Source organism: Alteriqipengyuania triglochinis (assembly GCF_054655655.1).
On record NZ_BAAHNC010000001.1, the window covers coordinates 1,043,596 to 1,069,690 of the forward strand.

Below are 26,095 nucleotides of genomic sequence, written 5' to 3' on the forward strand. Positions count from 1 at the left end.
CCAGCATGACACAACCTCTGTCAAAATGATTTGACGGCCATGACCGGCGGGCATACGCTCCCGGTCATGGATCGATCGGCGCTCTTCTACCGGACGTCGCCGCCGCCTGCGGCCAGCGATGTCCTTGCGCTGCTCAAGCCGATCACCTGGTTCCCTCCGATGTGGGCCTTCGCCGTGGGCGTGATTTCGTCCGGCGCGGGCATGGAGGGGCGCTGGCTGCTCGTTGCGGGCGGAGTACTGCTGGCCGGGCCGCTGGTCTGCGGCACCAGCCAGGCGGTCAACGACTGGTTCGACCGGCATGTCGACGCGATAAACGAACCCGATCGCCCGATCCCCTCGGGCCGCGTCGGCGGCCGCTGGGGCCTGTATATCGCCATCATCGGTACCGCCCTTTCGCTGCTGCTGGCGCTCGCGCTCGGCCCACTGGTGCTGGCGGCTGCGGCGATCGGACTTGCGCTCGCCTGGGCCTACAGTGCCCCGCCCTTCCGCCTGAAGGCGAGCGGGTGGTGGGGGCCGGCCACCGTCGGCCTGACCTATGAGGGGCTGAGCTGGTTTACCGGCGCCGCCGTGATGCTCGGCGCGATGCCTTCGGGCGACGTGCTGCTCGTGCTGTTGCTCTATTCCCTCGGTGCACACGGCATCATGACCCTGAACGACTTCAAGGCTGTCGAGGGCGACCGCGCGACCGGGCTGCGCTCGCTCCCCGTCACGCTCGGCGTGCGCAATGCCAGCCTGCTGGCCTGCGCGACGATGGCCGGCGCTCAGGCCATCGTCGTCGCAATGCTGTTCGCGTGGGAGTACCGGCTGTGTGCCGCGATCGTCGCAGCCCTGCTTGTCGCCCAATGCCTGCTGATGCCCCGCCTCCTGCGCTCTCCGGCGAAGAACGCCCCGTGGTACGGCGCAACCGGCGTCACGCTCTACGTGCTCGGCATGCTCGCTGCGGGGCTTGGCCTCGGGGGATATATTTCATGAATGCGCCCGCCCCTAGGGGTCTGGGCTGGATCGCCATTATCCGCCTCGGGCTGGTGCAGGCATCCATCGGCGCGATCGTGATGCTGGCGACCTCGCTGCTCAACCGGGTGATGGTGGTCGAGTACGCACTTCCGGCGGCGATCCCGGCCGGTCTGGTTGCGTGGCATTACGCCGTCCAGCTCGCCCGGCCGTTGTGGGGTCACGGGTCCGACCGAGGCCGGCGACGCACGCCATGGATCATCGGCGGAATGGCAGTGCTGGCGGGCGGAGCCCTGCTGGCGGTACAGGCAACCCTCGCCCTGCCCGATACGCCCGTGCGGGGTGCAGCGCTTGCCATCTTCGCCTTCACGATGATCGGCGCGGGCGTCGGCGCGGCGGGGACCTCGATGCTGGCGCTGCTCGCTTCGGGCGTGGCGCCGCAGCGGCGCGCGGCGGCCGCGGCCCTGACCTGGACGATGATGATCGCTGGCATCGTGATAGCGGCGGGTGTCGCGGGCGCGCTGCTCGATCCCTTCAGCGAGGAGCGCCTTGCGAGCGTCGCGACCGGCGTGGCGCTGAGCGCCTTCGCCCTCGCCTGCGTGGCAAGCTGGCGGCTCGAACCGCGTAGCATGGCGACGTTCGCCGCCGTGCAACGAGGCGAGGCCCCGCCTTTCGCCGAAGCGCTGCGCGAAATCATGCAGGAGACGGCGGCGCGGCGGTTCACCGTACTGATCTTCGTCTCGATGCTGGCCTATTCGATGCAGGACCTCATTCTCGAACCCTTTGCAGGCCTCGTCTTCGGCATGACACCGGGCGAGTCGACCAGCCTTTCCGGCATGCAGCATGGCGGCGTGCTGCTGGGCATGATTCTCGCCGGAGTGGGCGGCAGCGCCTTCGCCGGGCGCCTGCCGGTGGACCTGCGCGTCTGGATCGTCGCCGGGTGCGCGGGATCGGGCTTGGCGCTGGCGGGCCTCGCGCTCGCCGCAATCGCCGGTCCCGGCTGGCCGCTGACCGCCAACGTCTTCCTCCTCGGCTTCTGCAACGGCGTTTTTGCCGTGTCCGCCATCGGCGCGATGATGGGCCTTGCAGGCGCGGGCGAGAAAACCCGTGAAGGCGTACGCATGGGCGTGTGGGGCGCGGCGCAGGCGATCGCCTTCGGCCTCGGCGGGCTGACCGGTGCGCTGGGCGTCGATATGGCGCGCCGCGCAATGGCACAGGACGGCGCGGCCTTTCAGCTGGTCTTCGCGACCGAAGCCGGCCTCTTCATCCTCGCCGCCGCGCTGGCGGTGCAGGCGACGCGCAGGACACCGCGGCAAGCAGGGGGAGTCGCAACGGCATGAGCGAGACCATTTACGACGCCGTCGTGGTCGGCGGAGGCCCCTCGGGCGCGACCATTGCCAAAGATCTTGCCGAGGCGGGCCGCCGCGTCCTGCTGCTCGACCGTGGCGGACGCATCAAGCCGTGCGGCGGCGCTGTACCTCCACGCCTGCTCAAGGATTTCGACGTGCCGCAAAGCCTGCTGGTCGCGCGGGCGCGCTCGGCGCGCATGATCGCGCCCTCGGACCGCAAGGTGGACATGCCGGTGGGCGAGATCGGCTATGTCGGCATGGTCGACCGCGACATCTTCGACGAGTGGCTGCGCGAGCGTGCGGAACAGTCAGGCGCGCAGCGGCGCACCGGCACCTTCGAGACGATCGAGCGGGTCGAGGGGCAGGCCCCGACCGTTTGCTATCGCGAACGCCGCGGCGGCGAGTTGCTGCGCGTGCGCGCCCGCCTCGTCATCGGCGCGGATGGGGCTCGCTCGAAGGTCGCAGCCCAGAACATTGCGGGTGCGGAGCGGATGAAATGCGTCTTCGCCTATCACGAGATCATCCGGTCACCCGCCAACGATACAACCCATCCCGACACCGACTCCTTCGACGGATCGCGCTGCGATGTGTTCTACCAGGGGCACCTTTCGCCCGACTTCTATGCCTGGGTCTTTCCGCATGGCGAAACCGCCAGCATCGGGGTGGGCAGCGCGAACAAGGGTTTCTCCCTGCGCGGTGCAGTGGCGCGGATGCGCGGCGATCTGGGCCTTGCGAAATGCGAGACCCTCCGCCGCGAGGGCGCGCCCATCCCGCTGAAGCCGCTCAAGCGGTGGGACAATGGCACGGATGTGATCGTCGCGGGCGATGCCGCAGGCGTGGTGGCCCCGGCCAGCGGCGAAGGAATCTATTACGCGATGACGGGCGGGCGCTGCGTGGCCGAGGCGGCCGAGCGGTTCCTCGCCACCGGCCAGCCCGCCGCGCTGCGCAGCGCGCGCAAGGCCTTCATGCGCGAACATGGCAAGGTGTTCTGGATTCTCGGGATGATGCAGCATTTCTGGTATGCGAGCGACAAGCGGCGCGAGCGTTTCGTGACCATGTGTGCGGACAAGGATGTGCAGCAGCTGACCTGGGAAGCTTATATGAACAAGCGGCTGGTGCGCGCGAAGCCGATCGCGCATTTCCGGATTTTCGTGAAGGATTGCGCCCACCTGCTTGGCCTGAGGGCCCCGGCATGAGGGACGCCCTCTGATGGGTCGCAGTTGGGTATTGCCGATGATCGTTGCCGGCATCGCCGCGCTGGCGGTTGCGATGCTGGGCGGCACGATCACGGATCTTGGCCCCTGGTACCAGGCGCTGGAAAAGCCGGACTGGACGCCGCCGGGCTACGTCTTCCCGATTGCATGGACGACGATCTTTGCGCTGGCGGCGGTCGCGGCAGTGGCCACCTGGCGCGCTGCGCCCACCTCGCGCGTGGCCGATGCGGTGATCGGGCTGTTCGCGCTGAACGGCTTCCTCAACGTGCTGTGGAGCCTGATGTTCTTCCGCATGCAGCGCCCCGACTGGGCCTTTGCCGAACTGTTGCTGCTGTGGCTTTCGGTCGGGGCGCTCATGCTGTTCTGCGGGCGGCATTCCCGCCTCGCGGCAGTGGCGCTGGTGCCCTATCTTGTCTGGGTGAGCATTGCCGGCGCGCTCAACTGGAGCATCGTCGAGCTCAACGGACCGTTTTGACATGGCCGAAACGATGGAGGCGCTGTTCGCCAGCGGCCATGCGGCGGATATCGTCCTGGCGGTGCTGGCGCTCGAGGCGGTGCTGCTCGCGCGGCGAGGCTGGGGCGTGGGCGAAATCCTTGGACTGCTCGGTCCTGCCGCGCTGATCGTACTGGGTCTGCGCGCCGCGCTCACCGGTGCCGAGTGGCACTGGGTATCGCTGCCTCTCGCCCTTGCCTTCCCGCTCCACCTGCTGGATCTGCGCCACCGGTCGCAGCCGCGCGTTTAGCGCACAGCAAAAGGCCCGGCCGCTGTGGCCGGGCCCTTCGCGATCTGCAGTTTGTAAAAGTGGCCATCAGCCGCCGGGCGCGTAGTGATGTTCCTGCGCCCACAGGTACCAGTTATCGACCACCGTGCCGGTCAACAGGATACCGATACCCCCGGTCAGCGTCGTCAGCACCGCGAACCACCACGCCCAGCGGTGGATCGATTCCATCGTCGCGTTGAAGCCCATCGTCCAGCGCCAGAACAGGCCCGCGCGTTCCGCCGCGGTGCCGCGGTCGGTAATCTGCTCGATCTCGCGCTCTCCGCCGTAGCGGCCGACCGCGAGGATCGTGCCCCCGTGCATCGCGAAGAGCAGCGCAGACCCATAGAGGAATACGATCGAGAGGCAGTGGAACGGGTTGTAGAACAGGTTGCCGTAAACCAGCGACAGATTGTTGGTCCAATCGAGATGGGGGAAGATGCCGAAAGGCACCGCTTGGGACCAGCTGCCCATCAGCCCCGGGCGAATGAAGCCGAGTACGAGATAGAGCCAGATCGCGCTGGCGAAGGCCCAGGTCACGTGCAGGCCCATGCCCAGCGCTTTCGCGCGGCGATAGGTCCGCAGCCACCACAGCAGGATCGACGTGGTGAGGAAGAACCCGGCAAGGATCCACCACCCCCCTTCCGCCAGCGGAACGAAGGGCGAGAAGCCCCACTCCGGCCCCGGCGGATCGAGCGAGAGCCAGAAGAACTCGCGTACGAATGCCTGTGGGCTCCAGTTGACCGAAGCGAGCAGGTTGAGCCCGATGATCTCGATCGCGATGAACCCGAACAGGAGCGATGCGAGCCCCAGCCAGCCAAGATAGATCGGTCCGAGCTGTGCCTGGCCGAGCTTGCCGAACCAGTAGGCGTTCGAGTGCAGCGGAATGCGCGGCTCGTCGGCGAAGGGCAGAGCGATGCCCATCTCGGCCGGGGCGTCCAGCTGCACCTGCGTAAAGATGTTTTGGTAGCGTGCCATGACGTCGTACCCTCCTCAGGACCAGATCGGGATGCTGCGCCACCAGTCCCACCATTCGGGGAAGCTGCCCTGGTACAGCGGCCCGGCAAGGATCATGCACGCCGCGCTCCAGAAGCCGGCGTTCAGCGCCAGCAGCAGGCCGAGCCGGTGGATGCCGACGGTGCCGATCGAATAGCCGATGAAATCGCGGAAGAAGGTGTCTTCGTATTCCGGCGACTTGACCTCCGTCCCGCGCGGCACGTTGACCGCCGAGAGCACCAGGCCCCCGTGCAGCGCCAGCGCGAGACACGTTGTGAAGAAGAACGTGATCGCGACCATATGCAGCGGGTTGTAGTGGAAATTGACGTAGGAATAGCCGGTGTTCGACACCCAATCGAGGTGGGTGAATATGCCGTAGGGGAAGCCGTATCCCCATGCGCCCAGCCAGACCGGACGGATCACGACCAGCGTCGCATAGGCGAGGATCGCGAAGCTGAACGCGACCGGCACGTGATAGCCCATCCCCAGCTTGCGGCATATCTCGACCTGCCGCAGCGCCCACGAAACGAAGGCGATCAGGGCGCACACCGTGATGATCTGCCAGTATCCGCCGGCGTTGAGCGGCGCGGCGGCCAGTCCCGCATCGATGGGCGGCGGCTCGATCGAGATCAGCCACGGATTCCACGTCGGCCCCTGCGAGGCCGAGGCGAAGATCAGCAGCGTGCCCAGCAAGGCGGATATCGCCGCGGTGACCCCGAAAAAGCCGACGTAGAACGGACCCACCCAGAAGTCGAACAGGTCGCCACCGATCAGAGTGCCGCCACGCACGCGGTATTTCCGCTCGAAACTCAGGAGTGCCATAGGTCCATCCTTCCCGCCGCCATGGCGGGGCTTGCAGGTTTATCCCGGAGTGTTCCGCCAGTGCGCACGATGCACGCCCGGCTGCGGGGACGGATTTGGGCCCGTCCCCGTCATCGCGGCGGGATCGCTATCCCGTCGTCGCCGGGCCTTCGGCCGCCGCAGCGGTCGCTGCCGGGACGGCGGCTGCGCCATCCAGCCAGTTGTACCGGTTGGTGCTGAGCAGAATGAAGTGGATCAGCAGCGCGAGGACGAAGAGGAAGATGAACAGGGCGACAAGTGCCCTGCGCGGGTCGAAAATGAGCCAGATTCTCCACATTGTTGATGTCCTTTCATGTGGTTGCGGCATGGCCTGTCGGCGCGGGTGCGCGTCGGGCAGGCGCGACGGATAGATCGGATCAGATCCAGGGCTTCCAGACCCACACGAGGATATGCGCGACGACGGCAATCCCGGTGAAGCCGAGGAAGGAGCCCATGAAAATCTTGTGAAATTCCTTGGCTTCCTCGGGCGTCAGATAGGTCCTGAGACCGAAGCGATCGTCGCCAGGTGTCGGATCGTTCATTGGTCAATCTCCAAACTTGCTGGACTTGGATGAGGCGTTGCCGCCCCGGCGGCATCCGCGCCGGAGACGTGTCTCCAGCGCGAATTTCTGGGCCCGATCGAGGGCGCTAGGTGAGCAGGCACGGTCACCGCCCCGCCCCTTCGAGAAGTGCGTCGGCCAGCCGGTCGGCGGTCACGATGGTGTCGCCCGCCCTGCGCGCGGCGGCTTCGGCCGCGTCGCGCCAGCGCTTGGCAGCGGAGATGCGCACCAGGACGGGCTGCGACTCCACGATCTGGTCGAGCCGCGCCTTGGCTTCGGGTTCCCAGCGCAACTGGGCCTGCTTGCGCGTAGGCGTCGCCTCGGCCTTGTCCATCTCGGTTCCGAGCGGGAGGATGTGGAACAGCGCGTCGAACAGCGCATTGCACACCTCCTGCACGAGGTAGGTTGCGCCCGAGTATCCCATGAAAGGGGTGCCCGTGTGGCGCCGGATCGCCGCGCCGGGGAAGCTCGCAGGGATGAACTGACCTTGCGGTCCGTGCCCTTTGCCCGCGACCTCCGCCATGTACATCCGCTCGTTGTAGCTGCCGAACACGACCAGCGGCGGATTGGCGTGGATGGCGGCGCGCACATCCTCGTTCTTCGGCTTCACCCCAGCGCAGCGTCCGAAAGCGAAGCTGCAAGGAAGGCCCATATCCTCTTCGAGGAAGTGCCGGATGCCGCGCGCATAGGTTTCGTTCGCGCAGATCCCGAAATTGGCGGTGCCGAAGAAATCCTGCGTGACCGAACGCCACAGATCCCACAGCGGCTTGATCGTGGTGTGCTTTTCCTTCTCGATGAAGGGTTCGGGGTCGAGGCCCAGCTCTTCGCCTAAGGCGCGCAGGAAACTGGTGGTCGAACTCAGCCCGATGGGGGCCTGGAAAAATGGCCGCTCCAGCAGTTCGCACAGGTTGCGACCATATTCGCGGTACATGCAGATATTGGCGTGCGCATTGGCGAGCTTGCGCATGTCGGCCAGATGGCTGCCGAGCGGGAAGACGCAGTTTACCTCCGCCCCGATCCCTTGGACCAGACGGCGGATTTCGGCCATGTCGCTGGCCATGTTGAACATGCCGTAGGCCGGGCCGATAATGTTGACGAGCGGCTTTTCGCCCTCTTTCAGCGCCTTTGCCTTGGGCATCTTCTTCGGCCCGAATTCGGTCCACAGCCAGCTGAGCGCGCGGTCCGCGCTTTCCCACTGATCTTCGTCGATCGTGCGCGGCAGGAAGCGGCGGATCGTGGTGCCTTCGGGGGTCACCCCGCCGCCAATCATCTCGGCGATCGAGCCGGTCACCACGACCGAGGGCAGTTCGGGGTCGAGCGTTTTCCACGCGCGCTTCATCGCGGCCTCGGTGCCGGTCTTGCCCAGCTCTTCCTCGCCCAGCCCGGTGACGACGATCGGCAATTCGTGCGGCGGCAACCCGTCGGTGTAGTGCAGCACGCTGGTGACAGGCAGGTTTTCGCAGCCCACCGGCCCGTCGATGACGACCTGCAGGCCCTTGATCGCGGTGAAGACGTAGACCGCGCCCCAATAGCCGCCAGCCCGATCGTGGTCGAGAACGAGGGTCATGATCCCACCGCCTCTGCCGCCTTCAGCGCGGCGGCGGTTTGCGCGGCAAACTTCTTCTTGAACTGCGGGCGGTCGACCGGGGTGTCCTGCCAGATACCCGCGTTGTCGTCCGCGCCGACGCCTTCGAAAAAGTCGCGCATCCGGTCGAAGCGCGTCTTATTGCCCAGCGCGGCGTTGACCACCTGCGCAAGGCTGCCCGCCCCCGCCGGTCCCATCAGCGGGCGTGCCGAAATGAGGTTGGTGAAATAGAGCGCGGGCGTCCCGTTCTGTTTGGCGTGCTGGACCACAGGAGTGGTGCCGATAGCCAGATCGGGGCCGAATTCCTCAACCGCCGCGATGTCCTCTTCCAGACTGGCGCGGTAGTTGACCCGCACGCCCTTGGCTTCGAGCCATTCGCGGTCGGGATCGGACCAGCGCGTCTTGGGGCACGCAGTGCCGACGTAGGGGACCTCGGCACCGCTTTCGATCAGGAGCCGTGCAACGAGCAGTTCGGAACCCTCATAGCCCGAGACCGTGATCCGCCCCTTGACCGGCATCGCGCCGAGCGCGCCTTCGATCGCGGGCAGGAACGCGTTCTTGGCCGCATCGATCTTGTCTTGCGCCACGCCGCAGGCCGCGCCGATGGCATCGAGCCAGGCAGCTGTGCCGTCACGCCCCACGGGAGCAGAGCCGACGACGCCACGCCCGGCAGCCTCGAACTCGCGTACGCTGGCGGTGTAGAAGGGGTGGATCGCACCGACCACTGCACAGTCGAGGGCGCTGTACAATTCGCGCCACTCGCGTGTGGGAACTACCGGCCCTGCGGCGAGGCCCAAGGGCTCCAGCATCATCCCGATGCCGACCGGATCAGCGGGGAACATCTCTCCCAGCAGCGCCACGGTCGGGCGCTCTGCAATTGGGCCCTCGGGCCGCGCAACCGGGCCTTCCTCGGCCTCCTCGCGCGCATATTTGAGCATTGCGCCCGCCAGCACATCCTTCGCCTCGGCATGGGTCGGGATGCCGAAGCCGGGCACGTCGATGCCGATCACCCTCACGCCGTTGATCTGGTCGGGCAGCAGCCGCAGCGGCACGCCGCTGGCGGTGGGCACGCACAGGTTGGTGACGATGATCGTGTCGTAGTGTTCGGGGTCGGCGAGCTGCTCGACCGCTTCCTTGATATCCTCGAACAGCTTGCCGGTGACGAGCGTTTCGGAGCTGAACGGCACGTAGCCGACCGTCCGCCGCGCACCGTAGAAATGGCTGGTGAAGGTGAGGCCATAGACGCAGCACGCGCTGCCCGAGAGCACGGTCGCGGTGCGCTTCATCCGCAGCCCGACGCGCAGAGACCCGAAGGCGGGGCACATGCTCTGCGGCTGGTCGTGCGGGCCAGCCTTCGCCTCGTCGAGCGGATAGTCGCGTGCATACTGGTCGAGGATGTCGCTCTTGCCAGCCTTGCGGGCAGCCTCGCGCATTGTGTCGCCGCTGGCGCAGCCGCCCTCCTCGGGCTTGCCGAGATCGAGCCTGTCAGCTGCGCGGGTATCGGAAGTGATGGCGTCGCTCATCCCATCAAACCTCGTCGTAGACCACTTCGAGGCTCGGCTTGGGCTCGAAAGAGCCGCCGCGCATATCGGCCTGGGTGGCAGGGATCAGCTCGACATTGCCGCCGGTTTCTTCCGGGCTGAACAGGTCGAGCAGGCCGTCCTGCTCCAACGGCGTGGGCCGCTGCGGCGGTGCCTTGGCGACGTTGATCGCCAGCTCTTCGAACAGCGATGCCCACTCGCCACCGGGCGTGCCGATGATCTGGTAATTGGCCGACTTCTTGCGGATGTCGTCATTGGCGGGGATCGCGCACAGCACCGGGATATCGACCGCCTTGGCGAAGGCCTGCGCCTCGCCCGTGCCGTCGTCCTTGTTCACGATCATGCCCGCGACGCCGACATTGCCGCCCATTGAGCGGAAATATTCGACCGCCTTGCACACGTTGTTGGCGACGTAGAGCGATTGCAGGTCGTTCGACCCGACGACGATCACCTTCTGGCACATGTCGCGCGCGATCGGCAGGCCGAAGCCGCCGCACACCACATCGCCGAGGAAATCGAGCAGTACGTAGTCGAAGCCCCACTCGTGGAAGCCCAGCTTTTCGAGCAGTTCGAACCCGTGGATGATCCCGCGCCCGCCGCAGCCGCGACCGACTTCGGGCCCGCCCAGCTCCATCGCGAACACGCCGTCGCGCTGGAAGCAGACATCCTCGATGCTGACCTCTTCGCCCGCGAGCTTCTTCTTCGAGCTGGTTTCGATGATCGTGGGGCAGGCCTTGCCGCCGAACAGCAGGCTGGTCGTGTCGCTCTTGGGATCGCAGCCGATCAGCAGCACGCGCTTACCCTGCTGCGCCATCATATAGCTGAGGTTGGACAGCGCGAAGCTCTTGCCGCTGCCGCCCTTGCCATAGATCGCGATGACCTGCGTTTCCTTGGTCACCTCGCCATCGTGCACCGGATCGGGTTCGATCGCGGCCTCTTCGCGCAGGGCGTCCACGGCAGAAAATTGGTCGAGATGGGTCATGCAAGTTCGCTCCAGTCCAGCACCAGCTTGAGGCAGTCGCGGTCCTCGAAAGCTGTGGGGTACGCGGCGCACGCGTCGGTCGCGGGGGCCACATCGGTGACGAGGCCGGCAAGATCGAGCGTGCCGCTTTCGATCAGGGTTCGCGTGGTGGCGAGGTCGTCCGGGCGCCATTCGGCGGCCACGCGCAGCCGCGCTTCGGCGCGGAAGGCGGGTGCGAAATCGAACGCCAGCCGGTCGCGATAAAAGCCCGCGAGCACGATCTCGCCACCATGCCCAAGGCGGGAAATCAGTGTGTCGAGGGCCGAGGCATCACCGCTGACATCGTAGATCGTGCGATAGTCGCTCCGCTCGTCCGTATCGGGGTGCACGACCTCATAGCCATCTGCACCTCCGCAACGTGCCGGATCCAGTTCCCACACGGTCGGCGCAGGTGCGCCGCTCGCAATCGTGATCCGCGCCAGCAAACGGCCGAGAACACCATGGCCGATAATGAGCTCGGGCGGCTCGCCCCCTGCCAGCGCATGACGCGCGGTCGCGGCGAGCGCGAAGAGCACTCCGTTCTCGGCCAGCGACTCAGGAATGAGAAGCGCCCGGGCAGACGGCACGATCAGGGTTTGCGCCGTCCCGCCAAACAGGCCACGCGCGTCGGTATAGCAGTTCGCACCAGGGACGAAGACCCACTCGCCAATCCGCTCCCGCGCCTCTGGCCCGGCATCGACGATGCGGCCGACCGACTCGTATCCGGGCACGAGCGGATATCCCATGCCCGGGAAGGGCGGCATCTCACCGCTCCACAACAGCTTCTCGGTGCCCGAGCTGACACCGCTCCAGTGGACCGAAACGACGACATCGGCTGCCTCGACCGCCCGCAGCCCGAGTCGCTTGAGCGCCAAGCGCCCAGGCCCTTCGAGTGTGACGGCCACAGCTTCCATTGCGTCGCTCCCTCTCTTTTGTCGCGACCTGCCGCATCAAAACGAAGCGACGGTCTGGATGTTGGCTACGCCTTACATTGAATAGTGTCAATTCTAACTGACAACCTATCTGTCACGCCTGCGCGACGATCACCGAGGCGATGATTGGCTGACGCGCGGGAAGCACGCGGCTGCGGCCGAACCCGGCAGCCCGCAGCATGGCGCGAATTTCCTGCGCGGCTCGCGGGCGGCCTTGGCCCATCGCCCAAAGGTAGAGGCCGAAATAGCCGTCCCCCATCGACTCGGCGCCACGCACGCCCGCCATCGGCTCGGCGATGACAAGGGTTCCGCCGACAGGCAGCGCGGCGTGGATATTGGCGAGGATTTCCATCGCAGCTGCATCGTCGTGATCGTGCAGGATGCGGACCAGCGAGATGCAGTCGTACCCGTGAGGCAGCCTGTCGGTGAGGAAGCTGCCGGGATGCGGCGCGATGGCGCCGCTATCGAGTCGCGCGACGACGTTGGGCAGATCGAACAGGCCGAGCCGTAGCCCGGGATGCGCTGCACCGACCGCCTTGAGGAATGCACCATGCCCGCCGCCGACATCGAGCAGCGCGGCATGGCGCGAGAAGTCGTAGGCAGCCAGCACCTCCTGCGAAACCGCCGCCTGCGAGGCGGACATCAACTCGGAATAGGCCTGGGCTTCTGCCGGGCCAGCCAGGTCCCCACTCCCTGCGTAGGACCAGAAACGCGACAGCGCAGTCGGCTCTGCACGATCCTGCCGCAGGAGCGCTAGCGGATCGGCGAGATCGGCATAGAGCAGCCGGTGATGCCGGATCATCGCAAGAGCGCCCTCGTTGCCGTGGAGCGCCGCGCCATGGCGGCCCAGCATCCACCAGGCACCCTCACCCTTCTGGCCGACCTCCTGCGCAATCCCGATCGCGGCAGCGGCGCGCATCAACCGGCCGATCGCCGCGTGCGACAATCCCGCAATATCCGCCAGCTCGGCGCTCGACGCAGGCCCCTCTCCCAAGCGCTGCACACAACCGCTCTCAACCGCAGCTAACAGCACCTGAGAATAGGCGAACCCCGCCACAAGGTCGAACAAAGCCCCTGCACGGCGCCGTGCAATCGGACGCAGGAGAGGGTTGGCCGCAGCATGCCGCTGGAACGCGCCACTGCCGATAATCCGGTTTCGCCAGCCGAGCAGGCGAACCCGGAGGCCTCCGGGGATCTTCGCCATACCTGCCGTCGATTGCGCTTGACCTTGCCGCATATGTCCATTTGATTGGACGTCTGATATGTAAATAGCAATCGGTTTGCGGGAGAGCGCGAGGTGAAGGCCACGGTGGCAGACAGGGCCGTCGTCATAGGAGCGGGTATTGGCGGGCTCGTCAGCGCCGCGCTTCTCGCCGCGCGCGGCTGCGACGTCACCGTGATCGAGAAGGAGCCGAATGTCGGCGGCAAGGCACGTCAGCTCGCGGTCGATGGCGCGGCGATCGACGCAGGCCCGACGGTTTTCACCCTGATCGAGGTGTTCGAGGACATCTTCCGCAGCTGCGGTGGCGACCTCAGATCCGCGCTCGACATCCGGCCCGCGCAGATCATCGCGCGCCATGCCTGGTCGCCGGACGAACGGCTCGACCTGTTTGCGGATCCGCAGCGCAGCGAGGACGCGATCGGCGTCTTCGCCGGCGCGGACGCGGCACGCGGTTACCGCGCCTTCCGCACCGAGGCGCGGCGTATCTACAATATCCTCGATGAAAGCCTTCTGCGGCAGGGCAAGGTCTTCTGGCCGCTGCCGCTGATGCGCCGGATCGGCCTGACGCGCGTCGGCGATCTCGCCGCGATCCGCCCCTACGAGAGCCTGTGGAAGGTGCTGGGCGAGCATTTTGCGGACCCACGCCTGCGCCAGCTGTTCGCGCGCTACACGACCTATTGCGGATCCTCCCCCTTCGCCGCGCCCGCCACGCTGATGCTGATCGCGCATGTCGAGGCCAAGGGCGTGTGGCTGATCGAGGGCGGGATGAGCGCGCTGGCCGACGCGCTGCGCGCGCTGGCCGAACGCAATGGCGCATGTTTCCGCTTCGGTCAGACGGTCGCCCGGATCGAGGCCGGATCGCGCGGAGCCTCCGCCGTCCTGCTCGACGACGGCGATCGCCTGCCTGCCGATGCCATCGTGTGCAATGCCGACCCCGCCGCGATCGCGTCCGGATGCTTCGGCAAAAAGGTGCGCGGCGCTGTAGGCGGCACACCGCAAGGCCGCCGCTCGCTGTCTGCACTCGTCTGGCTCGCGCATGCAGAGACAGGCGGCTTCCCGCTGTCGCGCCACAACGTGTTCTTCTCGCCCGACTATCGCGCCGAGTTCGACCAGCTGGCGCGCGGCAGGCAGATCGCCGACCCGAGCGTCTACCTGTGCGCCCAGGACCGCGCCGCGTGCACGACCGACGCGCCGCCGCAGCCGGGCCGCGAACGCTTTCAGGTGATCGTGAACGCACCCGCCAATGGCGATCGCCATGCCTATACCCAAGAGGAGCTTGATCAATGCACGCAGGCCATGACGCGCAGCCTCGCACGATGCGGGCTGGAGCTGGAACCGCAGTTCCCGCACAAACTCGTCACCCCGGCGGATTTCGAGGCGCTGTTCCCCTCGACGGGTGGGGCCCTTTATGGACGGGCCTCGCACGGATGGGCGGCGTCCTTCCTGCGGCAGGGTGCGGGCACGCGGATCCCTGGGCTCTATTGCGCCGGGGGGAGCACCCATCCCGGCGCGGGCGTGCCGATGGCTGCCTTGTCCGGGCAGATCGCGGCGCGCGAAGCGATGGCACACCTCGCTTCGATGCGGAGATACCACCGGGCGGCTACGGCTGGTGGTACGTCGACGCGATCAGCGAAGACGCCCAGCACGGTCTGACGATCATCGTCTTTCTCGGCAGCGTCTTCTCCCCTTATTACAAGGCGAGCGGGCGCGGCGATCCGCTCGACCATGCTGCGCTCAACGTCGCGCTCTACGGGCCGAAGGCGCGCTGGGCGATGACCGAGCGGGGGCGCGGCGATGTGGAGCAGGGTCGCGATATTCTCTCCCTCGGCCCCAGCAGTGTGCGCTGGACGGGCCAGGCGCTGGAGATCGACATTGTCGAGCAGGACAAGCGCCTGGGCATCCCATGGCAGCGCCCGGTGCGCGGAAGGGTCAGGGTGATCCCCGAAGCGCTCAATCCGGTTTCCTTCGCGCTCGATCCGGCGGAAAAGCACCACTGGCATTGCCTCGCTCCGCGCGCGCGGATCGAGGTCGAGATGCATGAACCCGAAGTACGGTGGACCGGCCGCGCTTATCTCGATTCCAACTTCGGTGCCGAGTCGCTCGAAGAAGGCTTCGACGTGTGGCACTGGTCGCGCGCGCACATGAAGGAGGGGGCGATGGTGTGCTACGAGGGCAAGCGGTCCGACGGATCCCGCTTCGCCAGCGCCATCCGCTTCGACGCCTATGGCCTCCCACAACAGGCCGAATTGCCGCTGACAGCGCCGCTGCCGAACACTGCGTGGCAGATGGAGCGCAGGACGCGCGGCGACCGGGGGCATGCCAGCGTCATCAAGACATGGGAGGATTCGCCCTTCTACGCGCGCTCGACACTCTCGTCGCGGCTCTGCGGAGAGCAGGTGGTGGCAGTGCAGGAGAGCCTGGACATGAGGCGCTTTTCCTCACCGATCGTCCAGTTCATGCTTCCCTACCGGATGCCGAGGGTTGCGGGCTGACTCGCCCTCGCGCTTTGCCCCGTCGCGCTGTTCCCTGTCGCGCAGCTCTCTGTCGCGCCTGATCTCGCGGCTAACCGACCAGTACTGCCAGCCGCCGAAGCCCAGCGCGACGGCGGCGGTGAAGACGATCTCGATCCATCCGAAATGGTCTGCAAAGCTGCCCATGCCCTGCCGCCGATCAGTCCGCGCGCGGGCGTACATCGAGGAAATCGGCGATCAGCGCAGCGACCCGGTCGGGCGCTTCCTCGTGCGCCAGGTGGCCGAGGCCGGGCAGCACTTCCAGGGTTGCATCGGGCAGCGCGCGCGAGGCGTGTTCCACCCCTTTCAGCGGCACCGCATTGTCGCCGCGCGCATGGATCAGCAGCACGCGATTTGAGACCGTCGGCAGCAGCCGCTCGAGCGGCTCCAGATCCCAGTTGGCCATCATCGCAAGCCCGCCACGCGCGTGACGGCTGTTGCCGAGCAGCGCGGCATAGCATCGTGCCCCCCGCGCATCGATGCGCGAGCCGGTCGAGCGCTGGAGAAACCCCTGCGTATCGCCGGCAAGGCGCGTGATGCCCGAAAAGAGCCTGGGCACCAGCGGATTGAGAGCCAGCAACCGCGCCATTGCCGGAAACACCTGCGTCGCCGGCCAGGGAAACGGCGTCACGGCGGGATTGAGGCCGATCACCGCGACATCGGGATAGGCCTTCTGTGCCAGCGTCAGCGCGATGGCCGCGCCCGCCGAATGGCCGATGATCGCGTGAGGGAACAGGCCCATCGTCCCGAGCAGCCCCTGCACCGCATCGGCCATGCCCGGCAGGGTCATCTGGGCATCGCGCGCGCCGCCGGTGAAGGCATGTCCGGGCAGGTCCGGGGCGACCAGAGTGAACCGATCGGCCAGCTCGGGCATGATGCCGCGCCACGAATGGCACGAAGCTCCGGTGCCGTGGAGCAACAGCAGGACCGGCGCGGTCCCCGGTTCGGGCCCCATCACCTGCACGTGCCAGCGCAGGCCGCCACTCTCGATGAAGCGGCTCGCCTCGCGGTTGGGCCAGATGCGCCCTTCACGCTCCCAGTCCAGCGGCTGGCTCATGCGGCGACCGTCTTGGGCTGCGTGGCCTTCACCGCCGCGTGAAGCTTCGCCGCATCGGCCATCGGCAGGGCGAGGAAGCGCGCGTGCATCGCCTTTGCCAGTTCGGCCGCCTCGGGCGCGGTGCGGGCGGAAATATCGACCACCAGCGCATCGAGCGTGCGGGTGGCAATCGCCCTGGCTGCGGCAAGTGCGTCCTCGCGTGCCTGTGCGCGACCGCCCCTGCCCTGCGCGTCCATATTGGCACGCCCGTCGGTCAGTATGACGAGGTGCGCGGTGCGCCCGCGTGCCTCGACCATTTCGGCCACTTCGTGCCCCGCCTTCAGCCCCAGCGCCAGCGGCGTGCCGCCCCCGCCGGGCATCGCGTTGAGCGCCCTGCGCGCACGGGTGAGCGAGCGGGTGGGCGGCAGCAGCAGTTCCGCATCCTCTCCCCTGAAGGCGACCAGCGCGACCTCGCTGCGGGTGACATAGGCCTGCGCCAGCATCAGCTCGACCGCGCCCTTGGCCTCGGCCAGCCGCGCCGCCGCCGCCGAGCCTGATGCATCGACGCAGAAGATGGTGACGCGTCCGCTGCGCTCTTCATAGCGGCGCACGCGAATATCGGCCTTGCGGATGATAAGGCTGTCGCTTGCCGCCCCGCCCTTCTCGCGCCGGATCGCCTGCCACGGAACCGCCGCGCGCAGCGTATCCACCAGCGCGAGCCGCGCTCCGCCGCGCGGCATGCCGGGGCGCGCGCCCAGCGGTTTGCCGCGCTGGCCCGAAACGCGCTTCCTGCCACCGCCGCTGCCGGAGCTGCGGCGCGTGCGCCCTTCGGCCAGGCGTACCAGCAGATCGGGCGGGATCGCAGCGAGTGCAGCTTCCAGAACGACATCGTCGAGCGGGGTCTCGCCCGGGTCTGAGGCATCGTCCCGCTCGCCCGCTTCGGATGGCTCTGGCGGTGGCGCAGGGGCATCGTCCGGCTGCTCGGGCATCTCGGGCCGCTGTGTCGCGCGCGGGGCCAGCACCAGCCGCGCTGCGGCGGCGATGTCCTCTTCCCCGGCAGACGCCCGCCCTTCGAGCGCCGCATGCGCCCGCGCGGCGTGGGCTGCGAAGTTCAGCGCGCGGATCGAGTGCACCCCCAGCGCGGTGGCGGTAGCGGCAAGCGCGTGGAGCGCGTCGCGATCGAGCGGCGCGACAGGCCCCGCCTCTGCGCGCCGCACCGGCCCGTTGGGCATGGCGGCGAGGGTCAGGTCGCAATGAAAGGCCACCCGCTCCAGCAAGGCGATCGGCGGCAACTCCTCAGCCACCCCGTCGTCGAGCAGCACCAGCCCGAACCGCGCATCGCCGTCCAGAGCCTGCGCCAGCCGCCCGGCGGTCGCCGCATCCAGCCGCTCGGCCAGCGGGACCACCAGCGCACCACCCGTCACCTCTTCCAGCAGGCCGCGCGCGCGCACCGTGCGTCCGCTGGCGAGACTGGCGGCGAGATCGACCCCGCCCAGCAGGCGCTCGTCGTCGACATGCGCGGGCATCCGGCGCAGCGGCATGGCCTCGGCCAGCCTGTCGAGCAGTGCATCGCGCGCCGGCCCCGCCCCCCGCAGGCACACGCCGCCCAGCAGGTCCGGCGCGGCGAGGAAGAGCGAAAGCGCCAGCAGCGCGTCGTTTTCGGGACCGGCAGGCATCGGCCGGTGCGCCATCAGAAAATCTCGGCGATCGCGCGTTCGATCCGCGCTGCGGAGCCCGTCTCGTCCAGCACATCGCGGCGCAGACGGTGCCGCAGGGCCGAGGGGGCGACCGCGACCAGATGGCCCTCGCCCAGCTTTTTCGCCCCTTGCAGTGCGGCCAGCGCCCGCGCGGCACGCATCACGGTCAGCTCACCGCGCAGGCCATCCGCGCCGACAGCCATGCACAGCTCTGCCGCGCGGGTCAGCATCGCATCGGGCACCGCCACCTTGGCCAGCCGCTTGCGTCCCCGGTCGATACGGTGGAGCACTTCGTCCTCTTCCTCCGCCCATTCGGCGACGAAGGCTTCGGGGTCGCTCTCCTGCCGCGCGCAGCGGCGCATGATCTCTACCCGCGTCTCGATGTCCTGGGGCGTGCGCACCTCGACCGAGAGGCCGAACCGGTCGAGCAACTGCGGGCGCAGCTCGCCCTCTTCGGGATTGCCGCTGCCGATCAGCACGAACTTCGCGGGGTGGCGCACGGAGAGCCCTTCGCGCTCAACCACGTTCTCGCCCGAGGCGGCCACATCCAGCAGCAGATCGACGAGGTGATCCTCCAGCAGGTTGATCTCGTCGATATAGAGAAAGCCGCGATGCGCCTTGGCTAGCAGCCCCGGCTCAAACGCCTTTTCGCCGGAGCGCAGCGCACGTTCGAGGTCGAGCGCACCCAGCACCCGGTCCTCGGTCGCACCCAGCGGCAGGTCGACGAAGGGCACGGGGCGTTTGCGCAGCGGGCCGGTGCCGCAGACATGGGGATAGCGCGCCTGATCGTCCTTCGAGCAGCCATAGGGGCAGTCCTTCACCGCCGAAATCGGTGGCAGGAGGTTCGCCAGAGCGCGCGCGGCGGTCGACTTGCCCGTCCCCCGATCGCCGAACACCATGACCCCGCCGATGGCCGGATCGACCGCTGCGATCAGGAGCGCCTGCTTCATCTCGTCCTGACCGACGATTGCGGAGAAGGGAAAACGCGCCATCGGGTTGGAAGACTGTCGCAGCATGTCGCCGCTGGCAAGGGCATTGATGGCTTGGCGATTGTGCGCCGCGCTCGCGATGCTAGGAACAGGTTGCAAAACACGACCCACAAAGGAGAGATGAATGTTCAGCCACGTGATGCTCGGCGCCGACGATATCGACGCCTCCAAGGCCTTCTACGATGCGTGCTTCAAGGCGCTCGGCGGGCGCGAAGGCTCGGTCGATCCCAAGGGCCGGGTGATGTACATCCACAACGGCGGGATCTTCATGCTCACCAAGCCGATCGACGGCCAGCCTGCGAGCTGCGGCAATGGCTCGACCATCGGTTTCGCCGCGACAAGCGAGGAACAGGCCAATGCATGGCATGAGGCAGGCCTCGCCCATGGCGGCACCGCGATCGAAGACCCCCCGGGCATCCGTGAAGGCGCAGGCATGAAGCTGTATCTCGCCTATCTGCGCGATCCGGCAGGCAACAAGATCTGCGCGATGTATCGCCCGGGCTGAACCGGCCTGGCTCCTCCCCCTTCAGCGGAAGGTCGGGTGGTGGGGGTACGACGTTCATGGTTTGGCGGAATAAACCACCAGTGCCGAACCCCCACCCCCGGCCCCTCCCCACGGGGAGGGGAGAAGCGGGCCTAACCCCGCTCCACCAGGAACAGGGCGAATTCGGCGCGCAGGTTCGCGCCGAATTCGCCGATCTCGCGGCCCTTGGCGAAGTACCAGCTGCGCGCAATCCGTGCGCCGCGATCGCCCACCAGTTCCTTGAAATCGACCACGGTCAGGTTGCGGATATTGCCGGTCGCGTGCCAGCTTTCGGGCAGCGCGGGTGTCACCGGCATGCGCCCTCCCAGCCCCAGCGCAACCCGCATTCGCCAGTGCGCGAAGTTGGGGAAGCTGATGAAGGCGGCAGCGCCCACCCGCAGCAATTCGTCAATCACCTCGGCAGGCCGGTCGACCATCTGGATCGTCTGGCCGAGGATCGCGTAGTCGAACGCATCGTCGGGGTAATGCACCAGATCCGCCTCGGCATCGCCCTGCACCACCGAAAGCCCCCGTGCCACGCAGGTGGCCACGCGTTCGGGATCGATCTCCAGCCCGCGCGCATCGACACCCTTGTGCTCCGCCAGCGCGGCAAGCAGCGTCCCCTCACCGCAGCCGATATCGAGCACCCGCGATCCATCGGGAATGATCCCGGCAATGGCGGCCAGGTCGGGGCGCAGATCGGGAAGTTTGCTCATGCGTAGATGTCCGGGAAATGGCGCTGCATGAAGATGTTCGGGTCCGGCAGCGACTCCCAACCGAGACTTTCATACAATCCGTGCGCATCGCGGGTCGCCAGCATCCAGCGGCGCAGGCCCTGCAACTCGGCGTGGCCTTGCAGATGGCCGACCATGGCCTTTGCCAAGCCCTTCCCGCCATGCCCGTCGAGCACATAAACGTCCGCGAGATAGGCGAAGGTGGTCCGGTCGGTGATGACCCGCGCCATACCGACCTGCGCGCCGCCATACAGCACGCTGACGCACACGCTGTTGGCCAGCGCCTTCTCGACCGTCTCGAACGGGATGCCGGGCGACCAGTAGCTGTGGGTCAAAAAGGCGTGCGCGGCGCGGGCATCGGCCCCGTTGCGCAATTCGTAGCCGTCGGGAAGATCGCTCACGATACGAACCCCTGCACAACCTCGTCCAGCCCTGGCGTTTCCAGCAGGAAGCCATCGTGGCCGTATGGCGATGACAGCTCGACGAAGCTGACCGGCGCGCCTGCGGCGTTGAGCGCGCGCACGATGTGCCGGCCCTCCTCTGTCGGGTAGAGCCAGTCGGTATCGAAGCTGACCACGCAGAAGCGCGCGGTGGCGTTCGCGAAGGCGTCGGCCAGCCGCCCGCCATGCTCTTCTGCGAGGTCGAAATAGTCCATCGCGCGGGTGATATAGAGGTAGGAATTGGCATCGAACCGCCGGGTGAACCCGCTGCCCTGATAGCGCAGGTAGGATTCGACCTCGAAATCTGCCTCGAACCCGAAGGACTTCGCGCCATCGCTACCATCGGGGCGCTGTTGCAGCCGTCGCCCGAACTTCTCGGTCAGGCCTGCTTCTGAAAGATAGGTGATGTGCGCCGCCATCCGCGCGACTGCCAGCCCTGCGTCGGGGTGCGGGCCATCGTGATACTCGCCGCCGTTCCAGTTCGCGTCCGCCATGATCGCCTGCCGCCCGACTTCGTGGAAGGCGATGTTCTGGGCGGACTGGCGCGCCGCGCTCGCCAGCACCAGCACCCGGTCCGCGCGGGTCGGGAACTGCGATGCGAAGGCCAGCGCCTGCATCCCGCCCATCGACCCGCCGACAAGCGCATGCACCCGGTCGATCTCCAGCGCATCGAGCAGGCGACCGATGGCGCGGACCATGTCGCGGATCGTCACCACCGGGAAATTCAGGGCGTAGGGCTTGCCATCCGGGCCTTCACTCGCCGGGCCGGTCGATCCCATGCAGCCGCCGATTACATTTGCGCAGATGACGCAGAACCGATCCGTGTCGATCGGCTTTCCGCGGCCGACCATGCGATCCCACCAGCCGGGCTTGCCCGTCGCGGGATGCGGACTGGCCACGTACTGGTCGCCGGTCAGTGCGTGGAAGATCAGCACGACGTTGTCGCGCGCTGGCGAAAGCTCGCCATATTGCTGGTAGGCGATGGTGACCGGCGACAGCGTTGCCCCGCTATCCAGCGGCAGGGGTTCGGGCAGGGTAAGAGAATGCTGCGGCGTAATCATGGTCACTTGCGCTGAAAGAGGAAAAACAGCCCTTCGACAAGCTCAGGGCTAGCGGTTAGGGGAAATTCTTCTCACATCCGCCCGTGCTGAGCCTGTCGCAGCACCGCTCTTCTTATGGTTGCGCCTCTATGAATTCGCCGGTTCCCCAGCCCAAGCCCTACATCCTCGACATCGCACCCTATGTGCCCGGCGTGGCGAAGGCGGCGGACGGGCGCCCGCTGACCAAGCTTTCCGCCAACGAGAACCCCTTGGGGTGCAGCGAAGCGGCGCTGGCGGCGATGATGCAGAGCCGCGAGGCGGCGCGGTATCCCGATCCTGACAGTATCGCGCTGCGTACCGCACTGGGCGACCTGCACGGGATCGACCCGGCGCTGATCGTGTGCGGCACCGGATCGGACGAGCTGCTCAACCTCGCCGCACAGGCCTTTGCCGGTGCGGGCGACGAGGTGCTGATGCCGCAATATTCCTTCTCGGTATACCCGATCGCCGCGCGGCGCGTGGGTGCGACGCCGGTCGAGACGCCAGCGAAGGACTTCGGCACGGATGTCGATGCACTGCTGGCGGCGGTTACGCCTGCAACGCGCATCGTCTTCGTCGCCAATCCGAACAATCCGACCGGCACCTACCTGCCCCACTCCGAAATCCTGCGCCTGCACGATGGGCTGCCGGACGACGTCCTGCTGGTGCTCGACCAGGCCTATGCCGAATATCTCGATGACGAAGGCGCACCGGGCCTCGCGCTGGCGGGCAAAGCGGACAACGTGCTTGTCACGCGCACCTTTTCCAAGATCTACGGCCTCGCTTCGGCGCGGGTCGGCTGGGCGACCGGCGCACCGCATCTGGTCGATGCGCTCAACCGCATTCGCGGACCGTTCAACGTGACCGGCGCGGCGCAGGCAGGCGCGCTCGCAGCCCTTGGCGACCGGGATTTCGTGCGGCATTCGCGCGAAGAAAACACGCGGTTGCGTGCCGCTTTCGTCGCGCGGCTCGATGCGCTTGGAAATCACGGGGTCTCGGCCGTGCCGAGCGAGGCCAACTTCGTGCTGGTGCGCTTTCCCGACCAGCCGACGGCGGAAAAGGTTCGCGATGCCATCGCCGATGCGGGCTATGCCGTGCGCCACCTGCCCGGACAGGGCCTTGGCGAAGCGCTGCGCATTACCATCGGCTGTGAAGATGACATGGCCCGCGTGGGCGATGCCATCGAAGCTGCGCTGGGATAGGCTATCGGACGGGCGCCGACGGACGAGCCGCCCTTATCCGTTCAGCGCGTTGATTCCTTCCTTCACGCGCGCCTCCACCGTCTTGCGGTCGAGCCCCGGCGGGATCGGCTCGCCGAAACGATAGGTGATCTGGCCGGGGCGCTTCACGAAATCGCGATAATGCGGCCCGCTGTTCGCCGCGACCGGCACCACCGGCAGGTCGAGGAGCTTGTAGAGACCTGCAAAGCCCGACGCCAAAGGCCCGCTCTGCCCGTGCGGCGTGCGGGTACCTTCGGGGAAGATCACGAACGGTCGCGCTTCGGCCTTCGCGGCCTTCGCCGCGCGCATCAGCGCGCGCAGCGCCTTGGCACCGTCCGCCCGCGCAACGGGGATAAGGCCGTAGGTCGCAGCGGCCCGGCCCCATACCGGTATCTCGAACAGTTCCTGCTTGGCGAAGATCACCGGCGAGCCGAACATGCACGGGGCGTCGATCGCCTCGAAAAAGCTCTCGTGCCGCATGGCATAGAGCGCGGGCCCATCGATCGGGGCCCCCTCCCCGATCACGCGGATGCGCAGCAGGTGCCGCACGCACCAGCGGTGCAGCGCGCTCCATGCGCTCGCCAGTCGCCGTGCACCACGCGCACGCAGAAACGGCACCAGCAACAGGAGCAGAACCGTGCCGGTGTAGAAGACCGCGTAGAACAGGAGGCTGCGCAGCACGCTCATGTCAGGCAAACAGCGGCCCGACGGTGCGGCTCACCAGCCACTTGTGATATTCGACGAACAGCATCCACAGGCTCGGCTCGCTGCGCACCGCATCCTTGATGAGGCGCACGTCGTCCGGCAGTTCGCGCCGCAATTCGACCGAGGCACGGCGCATGTGCCAGTCGCTGGTGACGAGGCGCAGGCTCTTGATGCCGTTCTCTTCCGCCCATGCGCGGGTTTCTTGCGCGTTGCCGCGGGTGTCCGTGGCGGCAAAGCCCAGCGTGACGCAGCATTCCATCACATCGTCGGGCACTTCGAACTCGGCGGCGAATTCGCCCGGCTTCACCTCGGGATCGACCCCGGTGACCAGCAGCGTGTCCGCACTGTCGGTCTGCACGACCTCGAGGCCGCGCGGGATGCGCCCCGGCCCACCGGTCGGCACGATTACCGCATCGGTCCGCTCCATCGGCGCAGGCTCGGGTAGCCACCCGGCAAACCAGATGAAACCGAGCACCCAGACGAGCAGGGCCCCAAGTCCGATACGCCAGATCAAAGCATCTTCCTTACTGCCGACAACACCGTGAAGCGCGCGGTCGCGACCGCGAGGATGACCCCGAAAATAGGGATCAACGCGATCAGTATCCAGTCCACCCAGTCGAGCCCGGCACTGTTCACCATCCCGCTGCCCAGCGCGGCGAACTGGTAGCCGAGGCCGAGGACGGCAGCGACGCCGAGGATTAGGCCGACGATCCCGCCGAGGATCGAATCGTACAGGATGGCGCGCTGGAACAGCAGCGCGATCTGTCCGTCGGTTCCGCCCAGCAGGTGGACGATCGCGATCGTCTCGGAATTGTTGCCCAGTGCACTGCGCGCGGCGAGGAACACCGCCGCCGCGCTGGTCACCGCGAGCAGCAGGACCAGCGCCAGCGCGAGATATTGCAGCGAAGACAGCGCGTCGAACACCGGCTTCAGCCACGAGGACTGCGCGTCCACCCGCGCGTCCGGGGCGATATCCGCAATCCGGTCGCGCAATGCGGACAGCGCGTCTTGATCCGCCCGGCCCGCGAGCCGGACGTCGATCAGCGCGGGCACGGGCACGGTTTCCGCATCGCCCGATCCTCCCAGCCACGGCTCGATCAATGCATCGAGCTCTTCCTGCGGGATCACCCGGCTCTGCGCGACGATATCCATCGCCGCCAGCGCGTCCTGCGCCGCCGCGGCCTGTTCCGCCCGCGTATTCGGATCCGCGTCGAGGATCTGGACCGTCGCTCCTCCGGACAGTTCGGAGCGGGCATCGCCCACGATATTGCCGAGAGCGAGACCCGCTCCCGCAGCCAGCACCGTCAGCGCGACCATGATCGCCAGCACCCACGGCATCGGCCCCGCCAGCCGCGCCTGCGGGATGAGCGCGCGCGCCTTGTCGCCGTCGAAAGACGCATGGCCGCCGCGGACGGCATCGGTGAGCGGGGGCTGCTGGCTCACGTGCGGTCTCCGCTCATCGCGCATCCCCCGAGCCGGAGGGCTTGCGCGGCGGATAGCGCAGCGCGCCGGTTGGATCGGCCAGCCGCCCCTTGTCGAGCCGCATGATCATCGAACTGCGCACGTTCTGGAGCAGGTGCACATCGTGCGTCGCCACGATCACCGTCGTGCCGAGGCGGTTGAGCGATTCGAACAGCCGCATCAGCTTCAGCGCCATGTCCGGATCGACATTGCCGGTCGGCTCGTCCGCCAGCAGCATGTCGGGCCGCCCGATCACCGCCCGCGCGATGGCCACGCGCTGCTTCTCCCCGCCCGAAAGCGTCTCGGGCCGCGCCTCGGCGCGGTGCGCGAGGCCGACCCATTCGAGCATGTCGGACACCGGCTGCACCAGCTCTCGCTCGTCCACCCCGGCAATCCGCAGCGGCAGGGCGACATTGTCGAACGCGGAGAGATGTTCGACGAGGCGGAAATCCTGGAACACAACGCCCAGCCGGCGGCGGAAGCCGGGCAGGCGCGAACGTGGCAGGGTGATCACGTCGCTGCCGAACATGCGGATGACCCCGCGCGAGGGGCGCTGCGCGAGATAGAGCAGCTTCAGCAGGCTGGTCTTGCCCGCGCCGCTGGCACCGGTCAGGAAATAGAAGCTGCCCGGCCAGAGCGAAAAGCTGACGTCGGTCAGCACTTCCTTGCCGGCGCCGTAACGCAGGCCGACATTGTCGAAAAAGGCGACTTCCCCGTCACCCCCCGACATCGTCAGTTCCTGCTATCGCCATC

The 26,095-nt window shown here is 67.3% G+C and carries 28 protein-coding genes; 9 read left to right on the forward strand and 19 right to left on the reverse strand.

Annotation, left to right across the window (positions count from 1 at the left end; genetic code table 11):
* Positions 1-39: 39 nt before the first annotated feature.
* Genes chlG through ACYQ0L_RS05145 form a run of 5 tightly spaced genes read left to right on the forward strand, consistent with a single transcriptional unit; the run spans position 40 to position 4,257 of the window.
* Positions 40-972 carry a chlorophyll synthase ChlG gene (gene chlG, locus ACYQ0L_RS05125; RefSeq protein WP_459787868.1) on the forward strand — a complete coding sequence of 311 codons (933 nt, stop codon included), beginning with the start codon at positions 40-42 and terminating at the stop codon, positions 970-972.
* A complete protein-coding gene (locus ACYQ0L_RS05130) occupies positions 969-2,291 on the forward strand; it encodes a BCD family MFS transporter (protein WP_459787869.1) in 1,323 nt (440 codons plus the stop codon). Before chlG ends, ACYQ0L_RS05130 begins: the two co-directional genes overlap by 4 nt.
* Positions 2,288-3,496: a geranylgeranyl diphosphate reductase gene (locus tag ACYQ0L_RS05135; RefSeq protein ID WP_459787870.1), complete on the forward strand. Its 1,209-nt coding sequence runs from the start codon at positions 2,288-2,290 to the stop codon at positions 3,494-3,496. Before ACYQ0L_RS05130 ends, ACYQ0L_RS05135 begins: the two co-directional genes overlap by 4 nt.
* 13 nt (positions 3,497-3,509) lie before the next feature.
* Complete coding sequence (locus ACYQ0L_RS05140; RefSeq protein ID WP_459787871.1) at positions 3,510-3,989, forward strand: TspO/MBR family protein; 480 nt, start codon at positions 3,510-3,512, stop codon at positions 3,987-3,989.
* 1 nt (position 3,990) lies between these two features.
* Positions 3,991-4,257 (forward strand): hypothetical protein, encoded by a 267-nt coding sequence (locus ACYQ0L_RS05145; protein ID WP_459787873.1) that lies wholly within the window; start codon positions 3,991-3,993, stop codon positions 4,255-4,257.
* A 66-nt stretch (positions 4,258-4,323) separates the two neighbouring features.
* Here the strand turns inward: ACYQ0L_RS05145 and pufM are convergent, their stop codons facing one another.
* From pufM to ACYQ0L_RS05190, 9 genes are all read right to left on the reverse strand, one after another.
* A complete protein-coding gene (pufM, locus tag ACYQ0L_RS05150) occupies positions 4,324-5,250 on the reverse strand; it encodes a photosynthetic reaction center subunit M (RefSeq protein WP_459787874.1) in 927 nt (308 codons plus the stop codon).
* Positions 5,251-5,265: 15 nt separating this feature from the next.
* Positions 5,266-6,090, reverse strand: coding sequence for a photosynthetic reaction center subunit L (gene pufL / locus ACYQ0L_RS05155; protein ID WP_459787875.1), 825 nt, complete (start codon positions 6,088-6,090; stop codon positions 5,266-5,268).
* Positions 6,091-6,217: 127 nt separating this feature from the next.
* Positions 6,218-6,406, reverse strand: coding sequence for a light-harvesting antenna LH1, alpha subunit (pufA, locus tag ACYQ0L_RS05160; protein ID WP_459787876.1), 189 nt, complete (start codon positions 6,404-6,406; stop codon positions 6,218-6,220).
* A 79-nt stretch (positions 6,407-6,485) separates the two neighbouring features.
* Positions 6,486-6,650 (reverse strand): light-harvesting antenna LH1, beta subunit, encoded by a 165-nt coding sequence (gene pufB / locus ACYQ0L_RS05165; RefSeq protein ID WP_459787878.1) that lies wholly within the window; start codon positions 6,648-6,650, stop codon positions 6,486-6,488.
* A 124-nt stretch (positions 6,651-6,774) separates the two neighbouring features.
* The gene (gene bchZ / locus ACYQ0L_RS05170) at positions 6,775-8,235 is read right to left on the reverse strand and encodes a chlorophyllide a reductase subunit Z (protein WP_459787879.1); all 1,461 of its coding nucleotides are present in this window, start codon (positions 8,233-8,235) and stop codon (positions 6,775-6,777) included.
* A complete protein-coding gene (gene bchY, locus ACYQ0L_RS05175) occupies positions 8,232-9,776 on the reverse strand; it encodes a chlorophyllide a reductase subunit Y (RefSeq protein ID WP_459787880.1) in 1,545 nt (514 codons plus the stop codon). The genes bchZ and bchY overlap by 4 nt, the downstream gene beginning before the upstream one ends.
* Before the next feature lie 4 nt (positions 9,777-9,780).
* Positions 9,781-10,776, reverse strand: a complete 996-nt coding sequence (locus tag ACYQ0L_RS05180) for a chlorophyllide a reductase iron protein subunit X (RefSeq protein ID WP_459787881.1) — start codon at positions 10,774-10,776, stop codon at positions 9,781-9,783.
* The gene (bchC, locus tag ACYQ0L_RS05185; RefSeq protein WP_459787883.1) at positions 10,773-11,708 is read right to left on the reverse strand and encodes a chlorophyll synthesis pathway protein BchC; all 936 of its coding nucleotides are present in this window, start codon (positions 11,706-11,708) and stop codon (positions 10,773-10,775) included. The genes ACYQ0L_RS05180 and bchC overlap by 4 nt, the downstream gene beginning before the upstream one ends.
* A gap of 112 nt (positions 11,709-11,820) precedes the next feature.
* Positions 11,821-12,930, reverse strand: coding sequence for a methyltransferase (locus ACYQ0L_RS05190; protein ID WP_459787884.1), 1,110 nt, complete (start codon positions 12,928-12,930; stop codon positions 11,821-11,823).
* Positions 12,931-13,035: 105 nt separating this feature from the next.
* On the opposite strand from ACYQ0L_RS05190, the gene crtD reads away from it, so the two are divergent.
* Together crtD and ACYQ0L_RS05200 are read left to right on the forward strand one after the other, a co-directional pair.
* Positions 13,036-14,601, forward strand: coding sequence for a 1-hydroxycarotenoid 3,4-desaturase CrtD (crtD, locus tag ACYQ0L_RS05195; RefSeq protein ID WP_459787885.1), 1,566 nt, complete (start codon positions 13,036-13,038; stop codon positions 14,599-14,601).
* A gap of 5 nt (positions 14,602-14,606) precedes the next feature.
* Positions 14,607-15,440, forward strand: coding sequence for a hydroxyneurosporene dehydrogenase (locus tag ACYQ0L_RS05200; protein ID WP_488193060.1), 834 nt, complete (start codon positions 14,607-14,609; stop codon positions 15,438-15,440).
* 178 nt (positions 15,441-15,618) lie between these two features.
* Here the strand turns inward: ACYQ0L_RS05200 and bchO are convergent, their stop codons facing one another.
* The 3 genes from bchO to bchI are packed head-to-tail and all read right to left on the reverse strand — an operon-like array spanning position 15,619 to position 19,183.
* Positions 15,619-16,515, reverse strand: a complete 897-nt coding sequence (gene bchO / locus ACYQ0L_RS05205) for an alpha/beta fold hydrolase BchO (protein ID WP_459787888.1) — start codon at positions 16,513-16,515, stop codon at positions 15,619-15,621.
* Complete coding sequence (locus ACYQ0L_RS05210; RefSeq protein ID WP_459787889.1) at positions 16,512-18,170, reverse strand: magnesium chelatase subunit D; 1,659 nt, start codon at positions 18,168-18,170, stop codon at positions 16,512-16,514. Before ACYQ0L_RS05210 ends, bchO begins: the two co-directional genes overlap by 4 nt.
* Positions 18,171-18,184: 14 nt before the next feature.
* Positions 18,185-19,183, reverse strand: a complete 999-nt coding sequence (gene bchI / locus ACYQ0L_RS05215) for a magnesium chelatase ATPase subunit I (RefSeq protein ID WP_459788044.1) — start codon at positions 19,181-19,183, stop codon at positions 18,185-18,187.
* Positions 19,184-19,304: 121 nt separating this feature from the next.
* Here bchI and ACYQ0L_RS05220 point away from each other — a divergent pair, with 121 nt between their 5' ends.
* Complete coding sequence (locus ACYQ0L_RS05220) at positions 19,305-19,685, forward strand: VOC family protein (protein WP_459787890.1); 381 nt, start codon at positions 19,305-19,307, stop codon at positions 19,683-19,685.
* 131 nt (positions 19,686-19,816) lie between these two features.
* Here ACYQ0L_RS05220 and metW read toward each other — a convergent pair whose 3' ends face one another.
* Genes metW through metX form a run of 3 tightly spaced genes read right to left on the reverse strand, consistent with a single transcriptional unit; the run spans position 19,817 to position 21,938 of the window.
* Positions 19,817-20,419, reverse strand: a complete 603-nt coding sequence (gene metW / locus ACYQ0L_RS05225) for a methionine biosynthesis protein MetW (RefSeq protein ID WP_459787891.1) — start codon at positions 20,417-20,419, stop codon at positions 19,817-19,819.
* Entirely contained in the window at positions 20,416-20,838 is a 423-nt protein-coding gene (locus ACYQ0L_RS05230) for a GNAT family N-acetyltransferase (RefSeq protein ID WP_459787892.1), read from the reverse strand. Before ACYQ0L_RS05230 ends, metW begins: the two co-directional genes overlap by 4 nt.
* Positions 20,835-21,938, reverse strand: a complete 1,104-nt coding sequence (gene metX / locus ACYQ0L_RS05235; RefSeq protein WP_459787893.1) for a homoserine O-acetyltransferase MetX — start codon at positions 21,936-21,938, stop codon at positions 20,835-20,837. Before metX ends, ACYQ0L_RS05230 begins: the two co-directional genes overlap by 4 nt.
* A 128-nt stretch (positions 21,939-22,066) precedes the next feature.
* Here metX and hisC point away from each other — a divergent pair, with 128 nt between their 5' ends.
* Entirely contained in the window at positions 22,067-23,158 is a 1,092-nt protein-coding gene (hisC, locus tag ACYQ0L_RS05240; protein WP_459787894.1) for a histidinol-phosphate transaminase, read from the forward strand.
* A 33-nt stretch (positions 23,159-23,191) separates the two neighbouring features.
* On the opposite strand, the gene ACYQ0L_RS05245 is transcribed toward hisC, so the two are convergent.
* The 4 genes from ACYQ0L_RS05245 to ftsE are packed head-to-tail and all read right to left on the reverse strand — an operon-like array spanning position 23,192 to position 26,072.
* On the reverse strand, positions 23,192-23,863 hold the full coding sequence (locus ACYQ0L_RS05245) for a lysophospholipid acyltransferase family protein (RefSeq protein WP_459788046.1): 672 nt from the start codon (positions 23,861-23,863) through the stop codon (positions 23,192-23,194).
* 1 nt (position 23,864) lies between these two features.
* Entirely contained in the window at positions 23,865-24,395 is a 531-nt protein-coding gene (locus ACYQ0L_RS05250; protein ID WP_459787895.1) for a YdcF family protein, read from the reverse strand.
* Positions 24,392-25,324 (reverse strand): cell division protein FtsX, encoded by a 933-nt coding sequence (locus tag ACYQ0L_RS05255; protein ID WP_459787896.1) that lies wholly within the window; start codon positions 25,322-25,324, stop codon positions 24,392-24,394. The genes ACYQ0L_RS05250 and ACYQ0L_RS05255 overlap by 4 nt, the downstream gene beginning before the upstream one ends.
* 13 nt (positions 25,325-25,337) lie before the next feature.
* A complete protein-coding gene (ftsE, locus tag ACYQ0L_RS05260) occupies positions 25,338-26,072 on the reverse strand; it encodes a cell division ATP-binding protein FtsE (protein WP_459787897.1) in 735 nt (244 codons plus the stop codon).
* Positions 26,073-26,095: the final 23 nt, after the last annotated feature.